The organism is Roseobacter weihaiensis, from assembly GCF_020622345.1.
Lineage (GTDB): Bacteria > Pseudomonadota > Alphaproteobacteria > Rhodobacterales > Rhodobacteraceae > Roseobacter > Roseobacter weihaiensis.
Window position 1 is genome coordinate 96,139 of the sequence record NZ_JACNMO010000018.1, and the last position, 20,052, is coordinate 116,190.

Sequence of the window (20,052 nt, forward strand, 5' to 3'; positions counted from 1 at the left end):
TGTCAAAGATTACGGTGTAACGGCTCGCGCCCGCAAGGGCGCGCACCGCACTCAGCAGGCACACGAAAGGCCGCAGCGAACACTGCGGCCTTTTGGCTTTGATTAAGCGACCCTAGGACTGTGGGTAAAAGCGCACTGCCCATAGGTGCAAGAGGCAGTGTTCATGTGACGAATAGCGTATAGCCGTTCACCATCTAAGCGCTTCTGCATCCGACATCTATTGGCAATCAGCCTCAACGGTTTGTGCCTGTTCGGATTACTTGAATTGAACAAGATCCCACAAATTGCCGTACAAGTCCTCAAAGACCGCAACCGTGCCATAGGGGGCTTCTTTTGGCGATCTGACGAATTTTACACCTTTGTTTTTGTAACTCTCGAAATCCCGGGCAAAGTCATCGGTTTCAAGAAATAGAAAAACCCGGCCACCGGTCTGATTGCCGATGTATTTCTCCTGATCTGCAGTTGAGGCTCTTGCAAGCAGCACAGAGGTTTGTCCATTGCATTTCGGTTTCACCAAAACCCAACGCTTATCCTGTTCAGGTTGATATGTGTCCTCGACCAACTCAAAACCGAGTTTTTGAGTATAGAACGCAATTGCTGAATCATAGTCCCTGACGACGACCGCAACGATTGAAAGTGATTGATTCATTTACTTGGCCAATCCCCGTTTTGCGAGTGAATAGCAACAACACACGGGCCGTCTCTGCGCGCTCAACGCCCATGTTTACCCTGTGCGGCGTAAACAGTTCAATTATGTTTGCGTTGACCTCTGTATTTTTCGAGTCCCAACCTGCGATGCCTCTTGAACCCGGACGCAAATCCGACTACGCCGAGTATCGGCATAGGGGTTTAGCTCAGTTGGTAGAGCATCGGTCTCCAAAACCGAGGGTCGTGGGTTCGAGTCCCTCAGCCCCTGCCAGTTCTCTCAAAATGTCAGACAAACCTGCGTGCGTGCCATTCCGGCGCCACTTTTCTGACAAGGTTTTGCCTGCTTGCCCCCTCAATATGGCCGTGAAGTCTGAGCGTTTGTAAAAAGGGGTTTGAGAGCGTCATGAAAAAGGCGGCTTTACCGACAGATGCAGTGCAGGAAGACGATGCGGATATCCGCGCTGTCCGTCGTCTAATGACGCACGACGAGGACCATGAGACGGCGACCGGGGCTGTCGAAAAGATAATGCCGGATAAAAAACTCTTGGTGGGATCGTCCAGGCAGCCGCCCGATATCGCAACGTCGCAAGCTCGCAACCAGGCTTCCCGGACCAGAACCCCCCGTTGCGAAAGCCGTCTGGCAGAGGTTGGTGCGAAAGGTCTCAGTCGCCTCAAGGCGTACCGACCGGATCGCAAGAGCATTGCCTGGACCAGCCTTGTGTTGCTGTTACTGCTCCGTCCTTTGCTTGTGATCGGGAGTGCGCTGGCGGTGATGGGTTTGGTGATCCTGTGCTACATCGTCGTCGGGGGCGATGTGTTCTGGCGTCGGGTGATCCGGCTCTTCGAAACGCTGGAGCGGCGCGCACCGGTCCTTGCCCGGCAGATCAAACTGCGGGCCTATGCATTCGGCAAAAAGTGGGACCGCGCCTTGGCCCGCCTGCCGGACCCGATCTCAGACGGTCTGCGCGGACCGGACCTGCGCCGGGTTATTGCCGCCGAGGCCCATCACGATGCCGTGCTGACCGACCGCCTGAAGCGCCTGCGCTAGCAGCACATGGCGCGATAGGCGCTGCGGGAGCCATTGTTCTCTTGAATTTCCGAACATGGCTCGTTACATCGCTGGGATCACAACCGGGTAAAGGTGTCTCATGGCTACGACCAATCCACTCCAGTTCATTCAGCAGGTTCGGGCTGAGGTCGCTAAAGTCGTTTGGCCCACGCGACGGGAGGTGATGCTGACCACCGTGATGGTCTTTATCATGGCCGCGCTGACAGCGGTGTTCTTCGCACTGGTGGACATGGCGATCCGCGGCGGGTTGCAGGCTGTGCTGTCGATGTTCGGCTGATGCTCGCTTTGAAGGTGCAAAAAACGGCTTAAACCTCTTGAAACATTTGGTCTTGCGGAGTATGCCGCACACCTGACCTGAGCAAGGGCGTGCGGCGATTCGAGCTGTGCGCCGATTTTTTGTTCAAGATCAGCAAGCCAAGTGCTTGATGTAGAATGGAAATAAGGCACTTGCGGGTGCTCGGGGCAGACAGGGAACAAGGTTCAGATGGCAAAGCGGTGGTATTCGGTCAGTGTCTTGTCGAACTTCGAAAAGAAGATCGCCGAGCAAATCCGCACCTCCGTGACCGAGCAGGGTCTCGAAGAGCAGATCGACGAGGTATTGGTCCCGACCGAAGAAGTGATCGAAGTGCGCCGGGGCAAGAAGGTCACGACCGAGCGTCGTTTCATGCCCGGCTATGTGCTGGTGCATATGGAGATGTCGGATCAGGGGTATCATCTGATCAACTCCATCAATCGCGTGACCGGCTTTCTGGGGCCTCAGGGCCGTCCGATGCCGATGCGCGATGCCGAAGTGAATGCGATCCTGAACCGGGTTCAGGAAGGCGAAGAGGCGCCGCGAACGCTCATTCACTTCGAGGTGGGCGAGAAGGTCAAGGTTGCAGATGGTCCGTTCGAGGATTTCGACGGCATGATCGAAGAAGTGGACGACGAGAACCAGCGCCTGAAGGTGTCGGTCTCGATCTTTGGCCGGGAGACCCCGGTGGAACTGGAATTCACGCAGGTCAACAAGCAGACCTGAGTGCTTAAAACGTGGGAGGCGAGGGTGCCGCGGCATCCAGACCGGACCACGACAACAACGGCGGGTTGCCCGCCGAGGAACCTGAGGCAGCGCGCTGCCGAAGGGTTGGAAAAGGAGAAGGCCAATGGCCAAGAAACTCGTTGGCAGCATGAAGCTGCAGGTGCCTGCGGGCCAGGCGAACCCGTCCCCCCCCGTGGGGCCGGCGCTGGGTCAGCGCGGCATCAATATCATGGAATTCTGCAAAGCGTTCAACGCCAAGACCGCAGATATGGAGCAGGGGGCGCCCTGTCCCACAGTGATCACCTACTATCAGGACAAGTCCTTCACCATGGACATCAAGACGCCGCCTGCGTCCTACTACCTGAAGAAAGCCGCCAAGCTGAAGTCCGGTGCCAAGACACCCTCGCGCGAAGTCGTGGGTCACGTGACCACCAAGCAGGTCCGCGAGATTGCCGAAGCGAAGATGAAGGATCTCAACGCCAACTCCATCGAGGCGGCCATGCAGATCATCCTGGGCTCCGCCCGCTCCATGGGCATTGAGGTGAAGTAAGATGGCAAAGCTTGGAAAAAGAACCCGCGCCGCGCGTGAAGCCTTTGCCGGCAAGGACAATGTCACTGTCGAAGAGGCCGTCAGCCTGATCAAGGGCAACTCGAACGTCAAGTTCGACGAGACCGTCGAGATCGCGCTGAACCTTGGCGTTGACCCACGCCATGCGGACCAGATGGTCCGCGGTGTGGTCGGGCTGCCCAACGGCACCGGCAAGACCGTTCGTGTTGCCGTCTTTGCCCGCGGCCCCAAGGCTGAGGAAGCCGAGAAGGCCGGTGCGGATATCGTCGGTGCCGAGGACCTGATGGAAACCGTGCAGAGCGGCAAGATCGAGTTTGATCGCTGCATCGCCACGCCCGACATGATGCCCATCGTGGGCCGTCTGGGTAAGGTGCTGGGCCCGCGTAACCTGATGCCGAACCCCAAGGTTGGCACCGTGACCATGGACGTCGAAGCCGCTGTGAAAGCCGCCAAGGGCGGTGAAGTGCAGTTCAAGGCGGAAAAAGGCGGCGTTGTGCACGCAGGCGTTGGCAAACTGTCGTTTGACGAAGCCAAGCTGGTGGAAAACATCCGCGCTTTCGTCGGGGCCGTGTCCAAGGCAAAGCCGACAGGGTCCAAAGGGACCTATATGAAGAAAATCGCGCTGAGCTCGACCATGGGCCCCGGCGTGTCGGTTTCCGTGGATAACGCGGTCACCGAATAAGAATTTGGTGGGGCAACCCGCCAGATAGGCAGGGCTTTCGGGCCTTGCTTCTGTCCGAGACGGAGGGTGTGGGGCAACTCACATAATTCCTTCCTGAGATGGGAAACGAGAAAATTCAGCCTATCAAGGCGGTTTTGGTCTCGGGACCCTGAATTGGACCCGAAACGAGGTGCAGACCATCGCACCTCTAAACTGAGCCGGGTGGGGAAACCTGCCCAATTTTGGAGTGAAACTGTGGATAGAGCACAAAAAGAACAACTGGTCGACGAACTCGGCCAGATCTTTGAAAGCTCTGGCGTCGTCGTGGTAAGCCACTACGCCGGTCTGACAGTTGCTGAAATGCAGGACCTGCGCGCCAAAGCACGCGAAGCGGGTGGGTCTGTGCGTGTTGCCAAGAACAGGCTCGCCAAGATCGCCCTTGAGGGCAAGCCATGTGCAAGCATCGCTGACCTTCTGACGGGTATGACCGTTCTGACCTTTTCTGAAGACCCTGTGGCTGCGGCCAAGGTGGCTCAGGAATACGCCAAAGGGAATGACAAGTTCGTCATTCTCGGCGGTGCCATGGGTGAGAACGCGTTGGACGTCGCCGGTGTCGAAGCCGTGTCCAAAATGCCTTCGCGGGAGGAGCTTATCTCCACCATCGCGGGCATGCTGGGCGCACCTGCATCGAACATCGCCGGGGCCATTGGCGCACCAGGCAGCAATATCGCATCCATCTTGTCCACCATCGAGGACAAGGCGGCTGCCTAAAGCAACGTCAAACTGGCGTCGGGCCCAAAGCACGACGTTGGAACACACATATCGTTAACGGAAAGAGCTAAAACATGGCTGATCTGAAAAAACTGGCAGAAGAGATCGTTGGTCTGACCCTGCTTGAAGCACAAGAACTGAAAACAATCCTCAAAGACGAGTACGGCATCGAGCCCGCCGCTGGCGGCGCTGTGATGATGGCGGGCCCGGCTGACGGTGGCGGTGCTGCCGAGGAAGAAAAGTCGGAATTCGATGTTGTCCTGAAAAACGCAGGCGCTTCGAAAATCAACGTGATCAAGGAAGTACGCGGCATCACCGGTCTGGGCCTGAAAGAAGCCAAGGACTTGGTCGAAGCCGGCGGCAAGATCAAGGAAGGCGTCGACAAAGCCGAAGCCGAAGAGATCAAAGGCAAACTGGAAGCAGCTGGCGCCGAGGTCGAACTGGCCTAAGTTGCGACTTCCGAGGGCCGGTCACGCGGTCTTCGATGAAAAACACGAGCTGGACCCGAGAATTCAGGTCCGGCTCAACCTGTCTTGGTAAGGGTCCGGTCTGAGGGGCCTTTTCCAAGATGCGGTTCAATGGTCGGGAGGACACCGGTGGGACGGTGACCACGAATAGACCGAAACGTATCGTCTCGTATGGGCGAGGTGCCGTGGCCCGACGGCGTCCTCGACCGGTGAGAACTCTGAAAGGTGACACCTGATATGGCTCAATCGTTCCTTGGCCAGAAACGTCTACGTAAATATTATGGCAAAATCCGCGAAGTTCTGGATATGCCGAACCTCATCGAGGTCCAGAAATCCTCTTATGATCTCTTCCTGAACTCCGGCGATGCTGACGTCCCCACGGACGGCGAAGGCATCACCGGCGTCTTCCAATCGGTCTTTCCGATCAAGGATTTCAACGAGACCTCCGTGCTTGAATACGTCAAGTATGAGCTGGAAAAACCCAAATACGATGTCGAGGAATGTCAGCAACGCGACATGACCTACAGCGCGCCGCTCAAGGTGACGCTGCGGCTCATCGTGTTTGATGTGGATGAAGATACCGGCGCGAAATCGGTCAAGGACATCAAGGAACAGGATGTCTTTATGGGCGATATGCCCCTGATGACGCCCAACGGGACATTTGTCGTGAACGGCACCGAGCGGGTGATCGTCAGCCAGATGCACCGCTCCCCTGGTGTTTTCTTTGACCACGACAAAGGCAAAACCCATTCTTCCGGCAAGCTGCTGTTTGCGTGCCGGATCATCCCCTACCGCGGTTCCTGGCTCGACTTTGAGTTCGACGCCAAGGATATCGTCTTTGCGCGCATCGACCGCCGTCGCAAACTGCCCGTGACCACGTTGCTCTATGCCCTTGGTCTCGATCAGGAAAGCATCATGGATGCCTACTACAAGACCGTGATGTACAAGCTTGAGAAGAATAAAGGCTGGGTCGCCCCGTTCTTCCCGGATCGTGTGCGCGGGACCCGCCCGACCTATGATCTGGTGGATGCGAAGACCGGAGAAGTGCTGTTTGAGCAGGGCAAGAAGGTGACACCACGGGCGGTCAAGAAATTGATCGACGAGGGCAAGGTCACGGAACTGCTGCTGCCTTACGAGCATATCGCAGGCAAGTTCGTTGCCAAGGACATCATCAACGAAGAGACCGGCGCAATTTATGTCGAGGCCGGGGATGAACTGACCCTTGAGTACGACAAGGACGGCACGCTGATCGGCGGCACGGCAAAAGAGTTGATCGATGCGGGCATCACCGAGATCCCCGTGCTCGACATCGATAACGTCAACGTTGGCCCCTACATGCGCAACACCATGGCGCAGGACAAGAACATGAACCGCGACACCGCGCTCATGGACATCTACCGCGTCATGCGTCCGGGCGAACCGCCCACCGTCGAAGCCGCCTCTGCGCTCTTCGACACGCTGTTCTTTGATGGCGAGCGTTATGATCTGTCAGCGGTTGGTCGCGTGAAAATGAACATGCGTCTGGCCCTCGATGCCGAAGACACCCAGCGTACGCTGCGCCGCGAAGACATCGTGGCCTGCATCAAGGCGCTGGTGGATCTGCGCGACGGCCGTGGCGACATCGACGACATCGACCACCTCGGCAACCGCCGGGTGCGCTCGGTCGGTGAGCTGATGGAGAACCAGTACCGCGTGGGTCTCCTGCGCATGGAGCGTGCGATCAAGGAGCGGATGAGTTCGGTCGAGATCGACACGGTGATGCCGCAGGATCTGATCAACGCCAAACCGGCCGCGGCCGCGGTGCGTGAGTTCTTTGGCTCCTCGCAGCTCAGCCAGTTCATGGACCAGACCAATCCGCTCTCTGAGGTCACGCACAAGCGGCGCCTCTCCGCGCTTGGGCCGGGCGGTCTGACACGCGAACGCGCGGGCTTCGAGGTGCGCGACGTGCACCCGACCCACTATGGCCGGATGTGCCCCATCGAAACGCCGGAAGGGCCGAACATCGGCCTGATCAACTCGCTGGCCACCTTCGCCCGCGTGAACAAGTACGGCTTTATCGAGACACCGTATCGCAAGGTCGAAAACCGCAAGGTGACCGACGAAGTGCAGTATATGTCTGCCACCGAGGAAATGCGTCACACCGTGGCGCAGGCCAACGCTCAGCTTGATGAGCAGGGCATGTTCAAAAATGACCTCGTCAGCACACGTCAATCCGGGGATTATACTCTTGCGCCTTCGGAAAATGTCGACCTGATCGACGTTTCGCCAAAGCAGTTGGTCTCGGTCGCGGCTTCGCTCATTCCGTTCCTGGAAAATGACGATGCGAACAGGGCGCTCATGGGTTCGAACATGCAACGTCAGGCGGTTCCGCTTCTGCAAGCCGAGGCACCGCTCGTGGGTACCGGCATCGAAGAAGTCGTGGCGCGGGACTCCGGGGCGGCCATCATGGCGAAACGCGCAGGCGTGATCGACCAGGTGGATGCGCAACGGATCGTGATCCGGGCAACCGAAGATCTGGAGCTGGGCGATGCGGGTGTGGACATTTACCGCATGCGCAAATTCCAGCGCAGCAACCAGAACACCTGCATCAACCAGCGTCCGCTGGTGAAGGTGGGGGACACTGTAACCAAGGGTCAGGTGGTTGCCGATGGTCCGTCCACGGACATGGGAGAACTGGCGCTCGGCAAGAACGTCGTCGTCGCCTTCATGCCCTGGAATGGCTACAACTATGAAGACTCCATTCTGATCTCCGAGCGGATTGCCCGCGACGACGTCTTCACCTCGATCCATATTGAGGAATTCGAAGTCGCCGCCCGTGACACCAAGCTCGGGCCGGAAGAGATCACCCGCGACATTCCCAACGTCGGCGAGGAAGCCCTGCGCAACCTCGACGAGGCGGGCATCGTCTACATCGGCGCCGATGTGGAGCCGGGCGATATCCTCGTGGGCAAGATCACACCGAAGGGCGAAAGCCCGATGACGCCGGAAGAAAAGCTTTTGCGCGCCATCTTCGGCGAGAAGGCCTCGGACGTGCGGGATACATCGCTGCGGGTGAAGCCGGGCGATTTCGGCACCGTTGTCGAAGTGCGCGTCTTCAACCGCCACGGTGTGGAAAAAGACGAACGTGCGCTGCAGATCGAGCGCGAGGAAGTCGAACGTCTGGCCCGGGACCGCGACGACGAACTCGCCATCCTCGACCGCAACATCTATGCGCGACTGAAGTCCATGATCCTCGGCAAGGTTGCGGTGAAAGGCCCCAAAGGCGTGCCATCGAACTCCGAGATCACCGAGGACCTGCTGCAGATGCTGACCCGTGGCCAGTGGTGGCAGCTGGCGCTCAAGGATGAAGCTGACGCGCAAGTCGTCGAAGCGCTGAACGAGCAATACGAGATCCAGAAACGGGCACTCGACGCACGCTTTGAGGATAAGGTCGAGAAGGTGCGCCGGGGCGATGATCTGCCTCCAGGCGTGATGAAGATGGTCAAGGTCTTCGTGGCGGTGAAGCGGAAGCTGCAGCCGGGCGACAAGATGGCCGGACGCCACGGCAACAAGGGTGTGATCTCCAAGGTGGTGCCGATGGAGGACATGCCGTTCCTCGCCGATGGCACCCCGGTCGACTTCTGTCTCAACCCGCTGGGCGTGCCGAGCCGCATGAACGTCGGACAGATCCTCGAGACCCACATGGGTTGGGCCGCACGCGGTCTCGGCGTCAATGTCGACGAGGCGCTGCAGGAATATCGCCGCTCCGGCGATCTGACGCCCGTGCGGGATGCGCTCAGCCTTGCTTACGGTGAAAACGTCTATGACGAAGGCATCGCCGGGATGGACGAGGACACGCTGGTCGAGGCAGCAGGCAATGTCACACGCGGTGTGCCGATTGCAACGCCGGTCTTTGACGGGGCCAAAGAGGCAGACGTGAATGACGCGTTGACGCGCGCTGGCTTTGACACCTCCGGTCAGTCGGTGCTGTTCGATGGTCGGACAGGCGAGCAATTCGCCCGACCTGTGACGGTCGGCGTGAAGTATCTGCTGAAACTGCACCACTTGGTGGATGACAAAATCCACGCGCGTTCCACCGGTCCATACTCGCTGGTCACCCAGCAGCCATTGGGCGGTAAAGCGCAGTTCGGTGGCCAGCGCTTCGGGGAAATGGAGGTCTGGGCGCTGGAAGCCTATGGTGCCGCCTACACCCTGCAGGAAATGCTGACCGTGAAGTCGGATGACGTGGCCGGACGGACGAAAGTCTACGAAAGCATCGTCAAGGGCGAGGACAACTTCGAGGCCGGCGTGCCGGAAAGCTTCAACGTGCTGGTCAAAGAAGTCCGCGGCCTCGGCCTCAACATGGAACTCCTGGATGCGGAGGAAGATGAGTGAATTGGATCAAATCAAACTCGCGACGTCTCATTAAATCGGGTGCCGGATTGATCGCTTGTACAACGTTTCTGGCCGCTTGCGTCTCGGCAGAGCAGCAAGCGCGGAATGAAGAGCGGGCCGAGCGCAGCGCCGCCTCGAAGGATGTCGTCGTTGCTGCTTGCTACGATGCAACCGCTGCAGAAACGGAAAATGCTCAACGGATTGTCTCGTCTAACGGAGGAGGAGAGGCAATGTATTGGTGGTGGAATCCAAGTTGGAACCCGAACAGGCTTGCTGCCGTTCGAGGCAACGCTTTGGCTCCCATTGACCTGAACCCGACCTGTCTGCCTAAGGCCGAAGCCACTTGTGCAAAACTGAGCTTAGTGCCTAACGGCGGTGGTGTCACGAGATCTCAAGCCGCCGCCGGTCGTGGAGAAATTAACGTTACTTGCTCACCAGCATTGGAGCAGTCATGAACCAAGAACTGACAAACAACCCGTTTAATCCGCTTACGCCGCCTAAGGTGTTTGATGAAATCAAGGTGTCTCTGGCCTCGCCGGAACGTATCCTGAGCTGGTCCTTCGGGGAGATCAAAAAGCCCGAGACCATCAACTACCGGACGTTCAAGCCGGAGCGTGATGGTCTTTTCTGCGCGCGCATCTTCGGGCCGATCAAGGACTATGAATGCCTGTGCGGCAAATACAAGCGCATGAAGTATCGCGGCGTTGTCTGCGAGAAATGCGGTGTGGAAGTCACGCTGCAAAAGGTCCGCCGCGAGCGCATGGGTCACATCGAACTGGCCTCGCCCGTGGCCCACATCTGGTTCCTGAAATCGCTGCCCTCGCGTATTGGCCTCATGCTGGACATGACGCTGCGCGATCTGGAGCGCGTGCTCTATTTCGAGAACTACGTGGTGATCGAACCCGGCCTGACGGACCTTCAATACGGTCAGATGATGACCGAAGAAGAATATATGGACGCGCAGGACGCCTACGGCATGGACGCCTTCACGGCGAACATCGGCGCGGAAGCAATCCGCGAGATGCTCGCCGCGATTGATCTGGAGCAGGAAGCCGAAACCCTGCGCGCCGATCTGAAAGAGGCCACCGGCGAGCTGAAGCCCAAGAAGATCATCAAGCGTCTGAAAGTGGTGGAATCTTTCCTCGAATCCGGCAACCGCCCGGAATGGATGGTGCTGACCGTGATCCCAGTGATCCCGCCGGAACTGCGCCCGCTGGTGCCGCTCGATGGCGGCCGGTTTGCCACGTCTGACCTCAACGATCTCTATCGCCGGGTGATCAACCGGAACAACCGTCTCAAGCGTCTGATCGAGCTGCGCGCGCCTGACATCATCGTGCGCAACGAAAAGCGGATGCTGCAGGAATCGGTTGACGCTCTGTTCGACAACGGCCGTCGCGGCCGCGTGATCACGGGGGCCAACAAGCGGCCCCTCAAGAGCCTCAGCGACATGCTGAAAGGCAAGCAGGGCCGTTTCCGGCAGAACCTTCTCGGCAAGCGCGTGGACTTCTCGGGTCGTTCGGTCATCGTGACCGGGCCGGAACTAAAGCTGCACCAGTGTGGCTTGCCGAAGAAGATGGCGCTGGAGCTCTTCAAGCCCTTCATCTACTCGCGGCTGGAGGCCAAGGGCCTTTCCAGCACCGTGAAGCAGGCCAAGAAGCTGGTCGAGAAAGAGCGCCCGGAGGTCTGGGACATCCTTGATGAGGTGATCCGCGAACACCCGGTGATGCTGAACCGGGCGCCCACGTTGCACCGTCTGGGCATCCAAGCGTTCGAGCCTGTGCTGATCGAAGGTAAGGCCATTCAGCTGCACCCGCTGGTGTGCTCGGCGTTCAACGCCGACTTCGACGGTGACCAGATGGCGGTTCACGTGCCCTTGAGCCTTGAGGCCCAGCTGGAAGCGCGCGTGCTGATGATGTCCACCAACAACGTGCTGTCGCCGGCCAACGGCGCGCCGATCATCGTGCCGTCGCAGGACATGATCCTCGGTCTCTACTACACCACGCTGGAACGCGCGGGTATGAAGGGCGAAGGCATGGTCTTTGGCTCGGTCGAAGAGGTCCAGCATGCGCTGGACGCAGGTCTCGTGCATCTGCACGCCAAGATCACGGCCCGGATCATGCAGATCGATGAAAACGGCCTTGAAGTGATGAAGCGTTTCGAAACGACCCCTGGTCGTATTCGTCTGGGCGCGCTCCTGCCGCTCAACGCCAAGGCACCGTTCGAGCTGGTCAATCGTCTGCTGCGCAAGAAAGAAGTGCAGCAGGTTATCGATACCGTCTACCGGTACTGTGGTCAGAAAGAATCCGTTATCTTCTGCGACCACATTATGACCATGGGCTTCCGGGAAGCCTTCAAGGCGGGCATCTCTTTCGGCAAGGATGACATGCTGATCCCCGACACCAAATGGCCGATCGTCGAAGAGACGCGCGACCAGGTGAAGGATTTCGAGCAGCAGTATATGGATGGCCTGATCACGCAAGGTGAAAAGTATAACAAGGTGGTCGATGCCTGGTCGAAGTGTAACGACAAGGTGACCGAGGCCATGATGGGCTCGATCTCTGCCAGCCAGAAAGATGAGACCGGCGCTGAGAAAGAACCGAACTCCGTCTACATGATGGCCCACTCCGGGGCGCGGGGGTCGGTGACGCAGATGAAACAGCTCGGCGGCATGCGCGGTCTGATGGCCAAGCCCAATGGCGACATCATCGAGACACCGATCATCTCGAACTTCAAAGAGGGCCTGACGGTTCTGGAGTACTTCAACTCCACCCACGGTGCGCGGAAGGGCCTGTCGGACACCGCTCTGAAAACGGCGAACTCTGGCTACCTGACCCGCCGTCTGGTGGATGTGGCGCAGGACTGCATCGTGCGGATGCGCGATTGCGGGACGGATGCGTCGATTACGGCCAATGCGGCTGTGAACGACGGTGAAGTCGTCGCCTCGCTCAGCGAACGCATGTTGGGCCGCGTTGTGGCCGAAGACATCCTGCGTCCGGGTACGGATGAGGTGATGATTGCAGCAGGCTCCCTGATTGACGAGCGGATGGCAGATGCCATCGAGGAAGCCGGCGTTGTATCCGCGCGCATCCGCAGCCCGCTGACCTGCGAGGCCGAGGAGGGCGTTTGCGCCATGTGCTACGGGCGGGACCTCGCGCGCGGGACCATGGTCAACACCGGGGAAGCGGTCGGCATCATTGCCGCACAGTCCATCGGTGAGCCCGGCACGCAGCTGACGATGCGGACCTTCCACATCGGCGGTGTGGCGCAGGGTGGCCAGCAGTCCTTCCTGGAGGCCAGCCATTCCGGCAAGGTCGTCTTCGAGAACGCACAGACCCTTGAGAACGCCTCTGGCGAGACCATGGTGATGGGCCGCAACATGAAGCTGATCATCCAGGATGAGAATGTCGAGGAACGCGCAAGCCACAAGGTGGGTTACGGCACCAAGCTCTTCGTGACCGAAGGTCAGACCGTGGCACGCGGGGACAAGCTCTTTGAATGGGACCCCTACACATTGCCGATCATCGCTGAAAAATCCGGGACGGCAAAATTCGTGGACCTTGTCAGCGGTATCGCCATCAAGGATGAGACCGACGATGCCACCGGCATGACCCAGAAGATCGTGATCGACTGGCGTTCGGCGGCCAAAGGCAACGAGCTCAAGCCCGAGATCATTCTGGTGGGTGCCGATGGCGAACCGGTCCGCAACGATGCGGGCAACCCGGTGACCTACCCGATGTCCGTGGATGCGGTTCTGTCCATCGAAGACGGCTCCGAGATCAAGGCCGGTGACGTGGTTGCGCGGATCCCGCGGGAAGGCGCCAAGACCAAGGATATCACCGGGGGTCTGCCGCGTGTGGCCGAACTCTTTGAGGCGCGTCGCCCGAAGGATCACGCGATCATCGCGGAAATCGACGGCTATGTGCGCTACGGCAAGGACTACAAGAACAAACGCCGTATCGCCATTGAGTCCTCCGAGGATCCGGATCACAAGGTCGAGTACATGGTGCCCAAGGGCAAGCACATCCCGGTTGCGGAAGGTGATTTTGTCCAGAAGGGCGACTACATCATGGACGGCAACCCGGCGCCGCATGACATCCTCGCCATTATGGGTGTCGAAGCGCTGGCAGACTACATGATCGACGAGGTGCAAGACGTCTACCGCCTGCAGGGTGTGAAGATCAACGACAAGCACATCGAGGTGATCGTGCGCCAGATGCTGCAGAAGTGGGAGATCCAGGACTCGGGCGACACCACGCTGCTGAAAGGCGAACACGTGGACAAGCAGGAGTTCGATACCGCCAACGAAAAGGCGGTGTCCAAAGGTGGCCGCCCGGCACAGGGCGAACCGATCCTGCTGGGCATCACCAAGGCAAGCTTGCAGACCCGCAGCTTCATCTCGGCGGCCTCCTTCCAGGAAACCACACGGGTTCTGACCGAAGCCTCAGTGCAAGGTAAGAAAGACAAGCTGGTCGGTCTGAAAGAGAACGTCATCGTGGGTCGCCTGATCCCCGCCGGTACCGGTGGGGCGACTATGAAGGTGCGCCGTGTTGCGCAAGACCGCGACAATGTCGTGATCGAAGCGCGCCGAGAAGAGGCCGAAGCGGCTGCGGCACTGGCTGCACCCGATGCAGATGACATGGTTGGCGGTGATGTCTTTGACCAGGTGATCCAGCCCGAAGAAGACAGCCGCGACTAAAAGGTTGCCAAGACTTCAGAACAAGGCCCTCGCCGAAATCCTCGGCGGGGGCTTTTCATTTCAGGCCCGCCTGTGTTTGGTGGGAAAATGACCCGGTTTTCGAGTAAAAGAGCAAGGCACTTTTGTGCGATGATCTGGTGCGCGTTTGGCCTTTCAGCCTTGCGCGGTGATCGGAGGCACAGATGTCGCCCAATGTGATCGGGGCAGCCTTAATGATGGCCGCGATGGCCTGCTACACGTTCAACGATGCTTTGCTCAAAGCGACGAACGGTGATCTGCCTCTTTTCCAGCTGTTGTTTCTGCGCGGGCTGCTGGCCACCACCTGCATTGGCGTTTTGGCCTATCGGCGCGGCGCTTTGCGCACAGATATGTCTCTGCGGGATTGGGGGCTGATCGGTTTGCGGTCTGCCGCCGAAGTAGGAGCGGCCTATTTCCTCGTGACAGCGCTGCTGAACATGCCGCTGGCCAATGTGACCGCGATCCTGCAAATCCTTCCGCTTACCGTTACCTTGGGATCCGCCCTGTTTTTTCGCGAAGCTGTCGGATGGCGGCGGATGGGGGCCATTCTGATCGGCTTTTGCGGCATGCTTCTGATCGTGCGCCCGGGCACGGAAGGCTTTACGATCTGGTCTGGGTACGCGTTGATGGCCGTCCTCTGCGTCACCGCGCGCGATCTGTCGACGCGGCGCATGTCTGCCGCCGTACCATCCTTGCTGGTGACTTTTTCGGCATCGCTTGCGGTGCTGGTCGCGGCGGGGCTGGCCTGTCTGATGATCGACTGGGCGCCCGTGACACCGCGCCTTGGGGGACTGGTTCTTGCGGCAGCCCTTTTCATCATCGGAGGCTACTTCTTTTCTGTGCAGGTGATGCGGGTAGGCGACGTGTCTTTCATTGCGCCTTTCCGCTATACCGGGCTGATCTGGGCGTTGCTGCTGGGATGGCTCTTTTTCGGGGACTGGCCCGAGCCGCTGACCCTGCTGGGCGCCGCCATCATCGTCGCCACCGGTCTTTTCACCCTCTACCGCGAGCGGCACCTGTTGCACTGCCGCTAAAGACGGCGATCCGGCGCGTTACCGCAGTGTTGCGGCCCTGTTTTACAAGGCCTTCTGGCTGTGCGCCGATGAGGTCGACTTTGCCGCCGACTTACCTTGCAGGGCTGTTGACAGTGGCAGCGACTCCTTTTATACGCGCGACATCTCGGGGCGGGGCTGTCAGTCTCCGCTCTGAAATCAAAATGAAGTGGTCACGATCCGGCCCCCTATCGGCCCGATCCTCTGTAAACCCACCGCGTCGTTTCCTCGGTACGGAAACGGAGGCGGTTTTTTTGTTGTCGCGTATGTCTGCGGCAAGAGATAAACGCGCTTTTCGCGCACCGGACGGTTCATGGACGCGTGAGCCGGGGAAATTGAAACCGCATGAGGGTCGTCCTCGTGCACACATATGTGAGCAACACGGGGAAAGAACCGGAATGCCAACGATCCAGCAGCTGATCCGCAAACCGCGGCAGCCTAAAATCAAACGTTCAAAGTCCATGCACCTGCAGGAATGCCCGCAGAAGCGTGGCGTTTGTACGCGTGTCTACACCACCACGCCGAAGAAACCGAACTCCGCGATGCGGAAAGTAGCCAAGGTCCGCCTGACCAATGGCTTTGAGGTGATCAGCTACATCCCGGGTGAAAGCCACAACCTTCAGGAACACTCGGTTGTTCTGATCCGTGGCGGCCGTGTCAAAGACCTTCCCGGTGTCCGTTATCACATCCTGCGCGGTGTGCTCGATACCCAAGGCGTCAAAGACCGTAAGCAACGTCGTTCGAAATACGGCGCGAAGCGTCCGAAGTAAGAGGAATAAGATATGTCCCGTCGCCACGCAGCCGAAAAACGCGAAGTCCTGCCCGACGCCAAATATGGTGATCTGGTCCTGACAAAATTCATGAACAACCTGATGATCGACGGCAAGAAGTCGGTCGCGGAGCGTATCGTTTACAACGCACTGACCCGCGTTGAGACCAAGATCAAACGCGCACCCATCGAGGTCTTCCACGAGGCACTCGACAACATCCAGCCCTCTGTCGAAGTGCGCTCGCGCCGTGTTGGTGGTGCGACATATCAGGTGCCCGTCGAAGTGCGCCCCGAGCGTCGTCAGGCGCTGGCCATCCGCTGGCTGATCAAAGCCGCCCGTTCGCGCAACGAGAACACCATGGAAGAGCGCCTTGCCGGTGAACTTCTGGACGCTGTTCAATCCCGCGGCACGGCCGTGAAAAAGCGCGAAGACACCCATAAGATGGCCGATGCCAACAAGGCATTCAGCCACTACCGCTGGTAACATTGTCGCGTCCCGTCCGGGGGCGCGCATTCTTGTTTTAGACACTCCTGAGGAAGCAGCCCCATGGCACGCGATTATCCGCTCGACCGCTACCGCAACTTTGGCATCATGGCCCATATTGATGCCGGGAAAACAACCTGTTCGGAACGCATCCTGTTTTACACAGGCAAGTCCCACAACATTGGTGAGGTGCACGATGGTGCGGCTACCATGGACTGGATGGAGCAGGAGCAGGAACGCGGGATCACGATCACGTCCGCTGCGACCACAACGTTCTGGGAGCGGACAGAGGACGGCCAGACGCCCGACTCCGAAAAGCACCGTCTGAACATCATCGACACCCCCGGCCACGTGGACTTCACCATCGAAGTCGAACGCTCGCTGGCGGTGCTCGACGGTGCTGTTTGTGTTCTTGATGCCAACGCAGGTGTCGAGCCGCAGACCGAAACCGTCTGGCGTCAGGCGGACCGCTACAAGGTGCCGCGCATGGTGTTCGTCAACAAGATGGACAAGATCGGCGCCGACTTCTTCAACTGTGTGCGCATGGTCGAAGACCGCACCGGCGCACGTGCTGTGCCTGTTGGTATCCCAATCGGCGCAGAGACAGAGCTGGAAGGTCTGATTGACCTTGTGACCATGGAAGAATGGCTGTGGCAGGGTGAAGATCTGGGCGCGTCCTGGATCAAGGCCCCGATCCGTGACAGCCTCAAGGACATGGCCGACGAATGGCGTGGCAAGATGATCGAAGCGGCTGTCGAAGAAGACGACGACGCGATGATGGAATACCTGGAAGGCAACGAGCCTGACGTGCCGACCTTGCGCAAACTGCTGCGCAAGGGCACGCTGGCGCTGCACTTCGTGCCGGTCCTGGGGGGCTCAGCCTTCAAGAACAAGGGCGTGCAGCCGCTGCTGAACGCCGTGATCGACTATCTGCCGAGCCCGCTCGACGTTGTTGATTACATGGGCTTCAAACCCGGTGACGAGACTGAAGAACGCAACATTCCGCGCCGTGCGGACGATGATATGGCCTTTGCTGGTCTCGCGTTCAAAATCATGAACGACCCCTTCGTCGGCTCGCTGACCTTCACGCGCATCTACTCGGGCACGATGAACAAGGGCGATACCATCCTGAACTCGACCAAAGGCAAGAAAGAGCGTGTGGGTCGGATGATGATGATGCACTCCAACAACCGTGAAGAGATCGATGAAGCCTTTGCCGGTGACATCATCGCGCTGGCGGGTCTGAAAGATACCACCACGGGCGACACGCTGTGCTCGAACAGTGACCCGGTTGTTCTGGAAACGATGACCTTCCCCGATCCCGTGATCGAGATCGCGGTGGAGCCAAAGACCAAGAACGACCAGGAGAAGATGTCTCAGGGTCTGCAGCGTCTGGCGGCAGAAGACCCGTCCTTCCGGGTGGAAACCGACCTTGAGAGCGGTCAGACCATCATGAAGGGCATGGGGGAATTGCACCTCGACATCCTCGTCGACCGTCTCAAGCGCGAATTCAAGGTGGAGGCGAACATCGGTGCGCCGCAAGTGGCTTACCGCGAGACGATCTCCAAGGAAGCCGAGGTCACTTACACCCACAAGAAGCAATCCGGCGGGTCGGGTCAGTTTGCCGAGGTCAAGATGATCCTCACGCCGACAGAACCGGGCGAGGGATACTCCTTCGAAAGCCGCATTGTCGGTGGCTCGGTGCCCAAGGAATACATCCCGGGTGTTGAAAAGGGCATAAAGTCGGTGATGGATTCCGGTCCGCTCGCGGGCTTCCCTGTGATCGATTTCAAGGTCGCGCTGATCGACGGTAAATTCCACGATGTGGACAGTTCGGTTCTGGCGTTCGAGATTGCAGCCCGTATGGGGATGCGCGAAGGCATGAAGAAAGCCGGTGCAAAACTGCTGGAGCCGATCATGAAGGTCGAAGTGATCTCGCCCGAGGATTACACCGGTAACGTCATCGGCGATCTCACATCTCGCCGTGGTCAGGTGACCGGGCAGGAACCGCGCGGCAATGCGATTGCTATCGACGCTTTCGTGCCGCTGGCCAATATGTTCGGCTACATCAACACGCTGCGGTCGATGTCGTCGGGCCGGGCGCAGTTCACCATGCAGTTCGATCACTACGACCCGGTTCCACAGAACATCTCGGATGAGATTCAAGCAAAATTCGCATAACGCGCTGCCCCGCAAGGGGCGGCGACCCATCACGTCGGCGGTTTGACCGCCACAACGATTAAGCGGGCGTATCGCCCGACGAACACCTAAGGAGGCCATCATGGCAAAGGCAAAGTTTGAACGGAATAAACCGCACGTCAACATTGGCACGATTGGTCACGTTGACCACGGCAAGACGACGCTGACGGCGGCGATCACGAAGTATTTTGGCGATTTTCAGGCCTATGACCAGATCGACGGTGCGCCGGAAGAGAAAGCCCGCGGGATCACGATCTCGACCGCGCACGTGGAATACGAGACCGACGCGCGCCACTATGCGCATGTGGACTGCCCGGGCCATGCGGACTACGTCAAGAACATGATCACCGGGGCGGCGCAGATGGACGGCGCGATCCTGGTGGTGAATGCCGCGGACGGCCCGATGCCGCAGACCCGCGAGCACATCCTGCTGGGCCGCCAGGTGGGCATCCCGACGATGGTTGTCTACATGAACAAGGTCGACCAGGTCGACGACGACGAGCTCCTGGAGCTGGTCGAGATGGAAATCCGCGAGCTCTTGTCGAGCTACGAGTACCCCGGCGACGACATCCCCGTGATCCCCGGCTCGGCGCTGGCGGCGATGAACGGCGAGACCCCCGAGATCGGCGAGGAAAGCATCCGCAAGCTGATGGCGGCCGTGGACGAGTGGATCCCGACGCCGGAGCGCGCGATCGACCAGCCGTTCCTGATGCCGGTGGAGGACGTGTTCTCGATCTCCGGCCGCGGGACGGTTGTGACGGGCCGTGTCGAGCGGGGCGTGATCAACGTGGGCGACGAGATCGAGATCGTCGGCATCCGCGACACCAAGAAAACCACCTGCACCGGCGTCGAGATGTTCCGCAAGCTTCTCGACCGCGGTGAAGCGGGCGACAACATCGGCGCGCTGCTGCGCGGGATCGAGCGTGAGGGCGTGGAGCGCGGCCAGGTGCTGTGCAAGCCCGGCTCCGTGACACCACACACCAAGTTCGAGGCCGAAGCCTACATCCTCACCAAGGAAGAGGGCGGTCGTCACACGCCGTTCTTTGCGAACTACCGGCCGCAGTTCTACTTCCGCACGACGGATGTGACCGGCACGGTGCAGCTCAACGAGGGCACCGAGATGGTGATGCCGGGCGACAACGTGAGCTTTGGCGTTGAGCTGATCGCGCCGATTGCGATGGAGAACGGTCTGCGCTTTGCGATCCGCGAAGGCGGCCGCACGGTCGGCGCCGGCGTTGTCTCCAAGATCACCGAGTAA

At 59.2% G+C, this 20,052-nt stretch carries 16 protein-coding genes and 1 tRNA gene; 16 read left to right on the forward strand and 1 reads right to left on the reverse strand.

Annotated elements, in window-relative coordinates; all coding sequences use genetic code 11:
* Positions 1-256: 256 nt before the first annotated feature.
* Positions 257-649, reverse strand: coding sequence for a VOC family protein (locus tag H7847_RS18390; RefSeq protein ID WP_227270941.1), 393 nt, complete (start codon positions 647-649; stop codon positions 257-259).
* A 194-nt stretch (positions 650-843) separates the two neighbouring features.
* On the opposite strand from H7847_RS18390, the gene H7847_RS18395 reads away from it, so the two are divergent.
* From H7847_RS18395 to tuf, 16 genes are all read left to right on the forward strand, one after another.
* Positions 844-919 (forward strand) — tRNA-Trp (locus H7847_RS18395).
* Positions 920-1,051: 132 nt separating this feature from the next.
* The gene (locus tag H7847_RS18400) at positions 1,052-1,696 is read left to right on the forward strand and encodes a hypothetical protein (protein ID WP_227270942.1); all 645 of its coding nucleotides are present in this window, start codon (positions 1,052-1,054) and stop codon (positions 1,694-1,696) included.
* A gap of 100 nt (positions 1,697-1,796) precedes the next feature.
* Complete coding sequence (gene secE / locus H7847_RS18405) at positions 1,797-1,994, forward strand: preprotein translocase subunit SecE (protein ID WP_227270943.1); 198 nt, start codon at positions 1,797-1,799, stop codon at positions 1,992-1,994.
* 207 nt (positions 1,995-2,201) lie between these two features.
* The gene (nusG, locus tag H7847_RS18410; protein WP_195819713.1) at positions 2,202-2,735 is read left to right on the forward strand and encodes a transcription termination/antitermination protein NusG; all 534 of its coding nucleotides are present in this window, start codon (positions 2,202-2,204) and stop codon (positions 2,733-2,735) included.
* Between the two features lie 124 nt (positions 2,736-2,859).
* On the forward strand, positions 2,860-3,285 hold the full coding sequence (gene rplK / locus H7847_RS18415; protein WP_227270944.1) for a 50S ribosomal protein L11: 426 nt from the start codon (positions 2,860-2,862) through the stop codon (positions 3,283-3,285).
* 1 nt (position 3,286) lies between these two features.
* Positions 3,287-3,985 (forward strand): 50S ribosomal protein L1, encoded by a 699-nt coding sequence (gene rplA / locus H7847_RS18420; RefSeq protein ID WP_227270945.1) that lies wholly within the window; start codon positions 3,287-3,289, stop codon positions 3,983-3,985.
* 234 nt (positions 3,986-4,219) lie between these two features.
* Positions 4,220-4,735, forward strand: a complete 516-nt coding sequence (gene rplJ / locus H7847_RS18425; protein ID WP_227270946.1) for a 50S ribosomal protein L10 — start codon at positions 4,220-4,222, stop codon at positions 4,733-4,735.
* Between the two features lie 74 nt (positions 4,736-4,809).
* A complete protein-coding gene (rplL, locus tag H7847_RS18430) occupies positions 4,810-5,184 on the forward strand; it encodes a 50S ribosomal protein L7/L12 (protein WP_227270947.1) in 375 nt (124 codons plus the stop codon).
* A 255-nt stretch (positions 5,185-5,439) separates the two neighbouring features.
* On the forward strand, positions 5,440-9,576 hold the full coding sequence (gene rpoB / locus H7847_RS18435; protein ID WP_227270948.1) for a DNA-directed RNA polymerase subunit beta: 4,137 nt from the start codon (positions 5,440-5,442) through the stop codon (positions 9,574-9,576).
* On the forward strand, positions 9,573-10,031 hold the full coding sequence (locus tag H7847_RS18440) for a hypothetical protein (protein WP_227270949.1): 459 nt from the start codon (positions 9,573-9,575) through the stop codon (positions 10,029-10,031). The genes rpoB and H7847_RS18440 overlap by 4 nt, the downstream gene beginning before the upstream one ends.
* Positions 10,028-14,272 carry a DNA-directed RNA polymerase subunit beta' gene (gene rpoC, locus H7847_RS18445; RefSeq protein ID WP_227270950.1) on the forward strand — a complete coding sequence of 1,415 codons (4,245 nt, stop codon included), beginning with the start codon at positions 10,028-10,030 and terminating at the stop codon, positions 14,270-14,272. The genes H7847_RS18440 and rpoC overlap by 4 nt, the downstream gene beginning before the upstream one ends.
* A gap of 182 nt (positions 14,273-14,454) precedes the next feature.
* Positions 14,455-15,324 carry a DMT family transporter gene (locus tag H7847_RS18450; RefSeq protein WP_227270951.1) on the forward strand — a complete coding sequence of 290 codons (870 nt, stop codon included), beginning with the start codon at positions 14,455-14,457 and terminating at the stop codon, positions 15,322-15,324.
* 416 nt (positions 15,325-15,740) lie between these two features.
* The gene (gene rpsL / locus H7847_RS18455; RefSeq protein ID WP_011570072.1) at positions 15,741-16,112 is read left to right on the forward strand and encodes a 30S ribosomal protein S12; all 372 of its coding nucleotides are present in this window, start codon (positions 15,741-15,743) and stop codon (positions 16,110-16,112) included.
* A 12-nt stretch (positions 16,113-16,124) separates the two neighbouring features.
* Complete coding sequence (gene rpsG / locus H7847_RS18460; RefSeq protein ID WP_227270952.1) at positions 16,125-16,595, forward strand: 30S ribosomal protein S7; 471 nt, start codon at positions 16,125-16,127, stop codon at positions 16,593-16,595.
* 63 nt (positions 16,596-16,658) lie between these two features.
* Complete coding sequence (gene fusA, locus H7847_RS18465; RefSeq protein WP_227270953.1) at positions 16,659-18,776, forward strand: elongation factor G; 2,118 nt, start codon at positions 16,659-16,661, stop codon at positions 18,774-18,776.
* 100 nt (positions 18,777-18,876) lie between these two features.
* Positions 18,877-20,052 (forward strand): elongation factor Tu, encoded by a 1,176-nt coding sequence (tuf, locus tag H7847_RS18470; RefSeq protein WP_227270940.1) that lies wholly within the window; start codon positions 18,877-18,879, stop codon positions 20,050-20,052.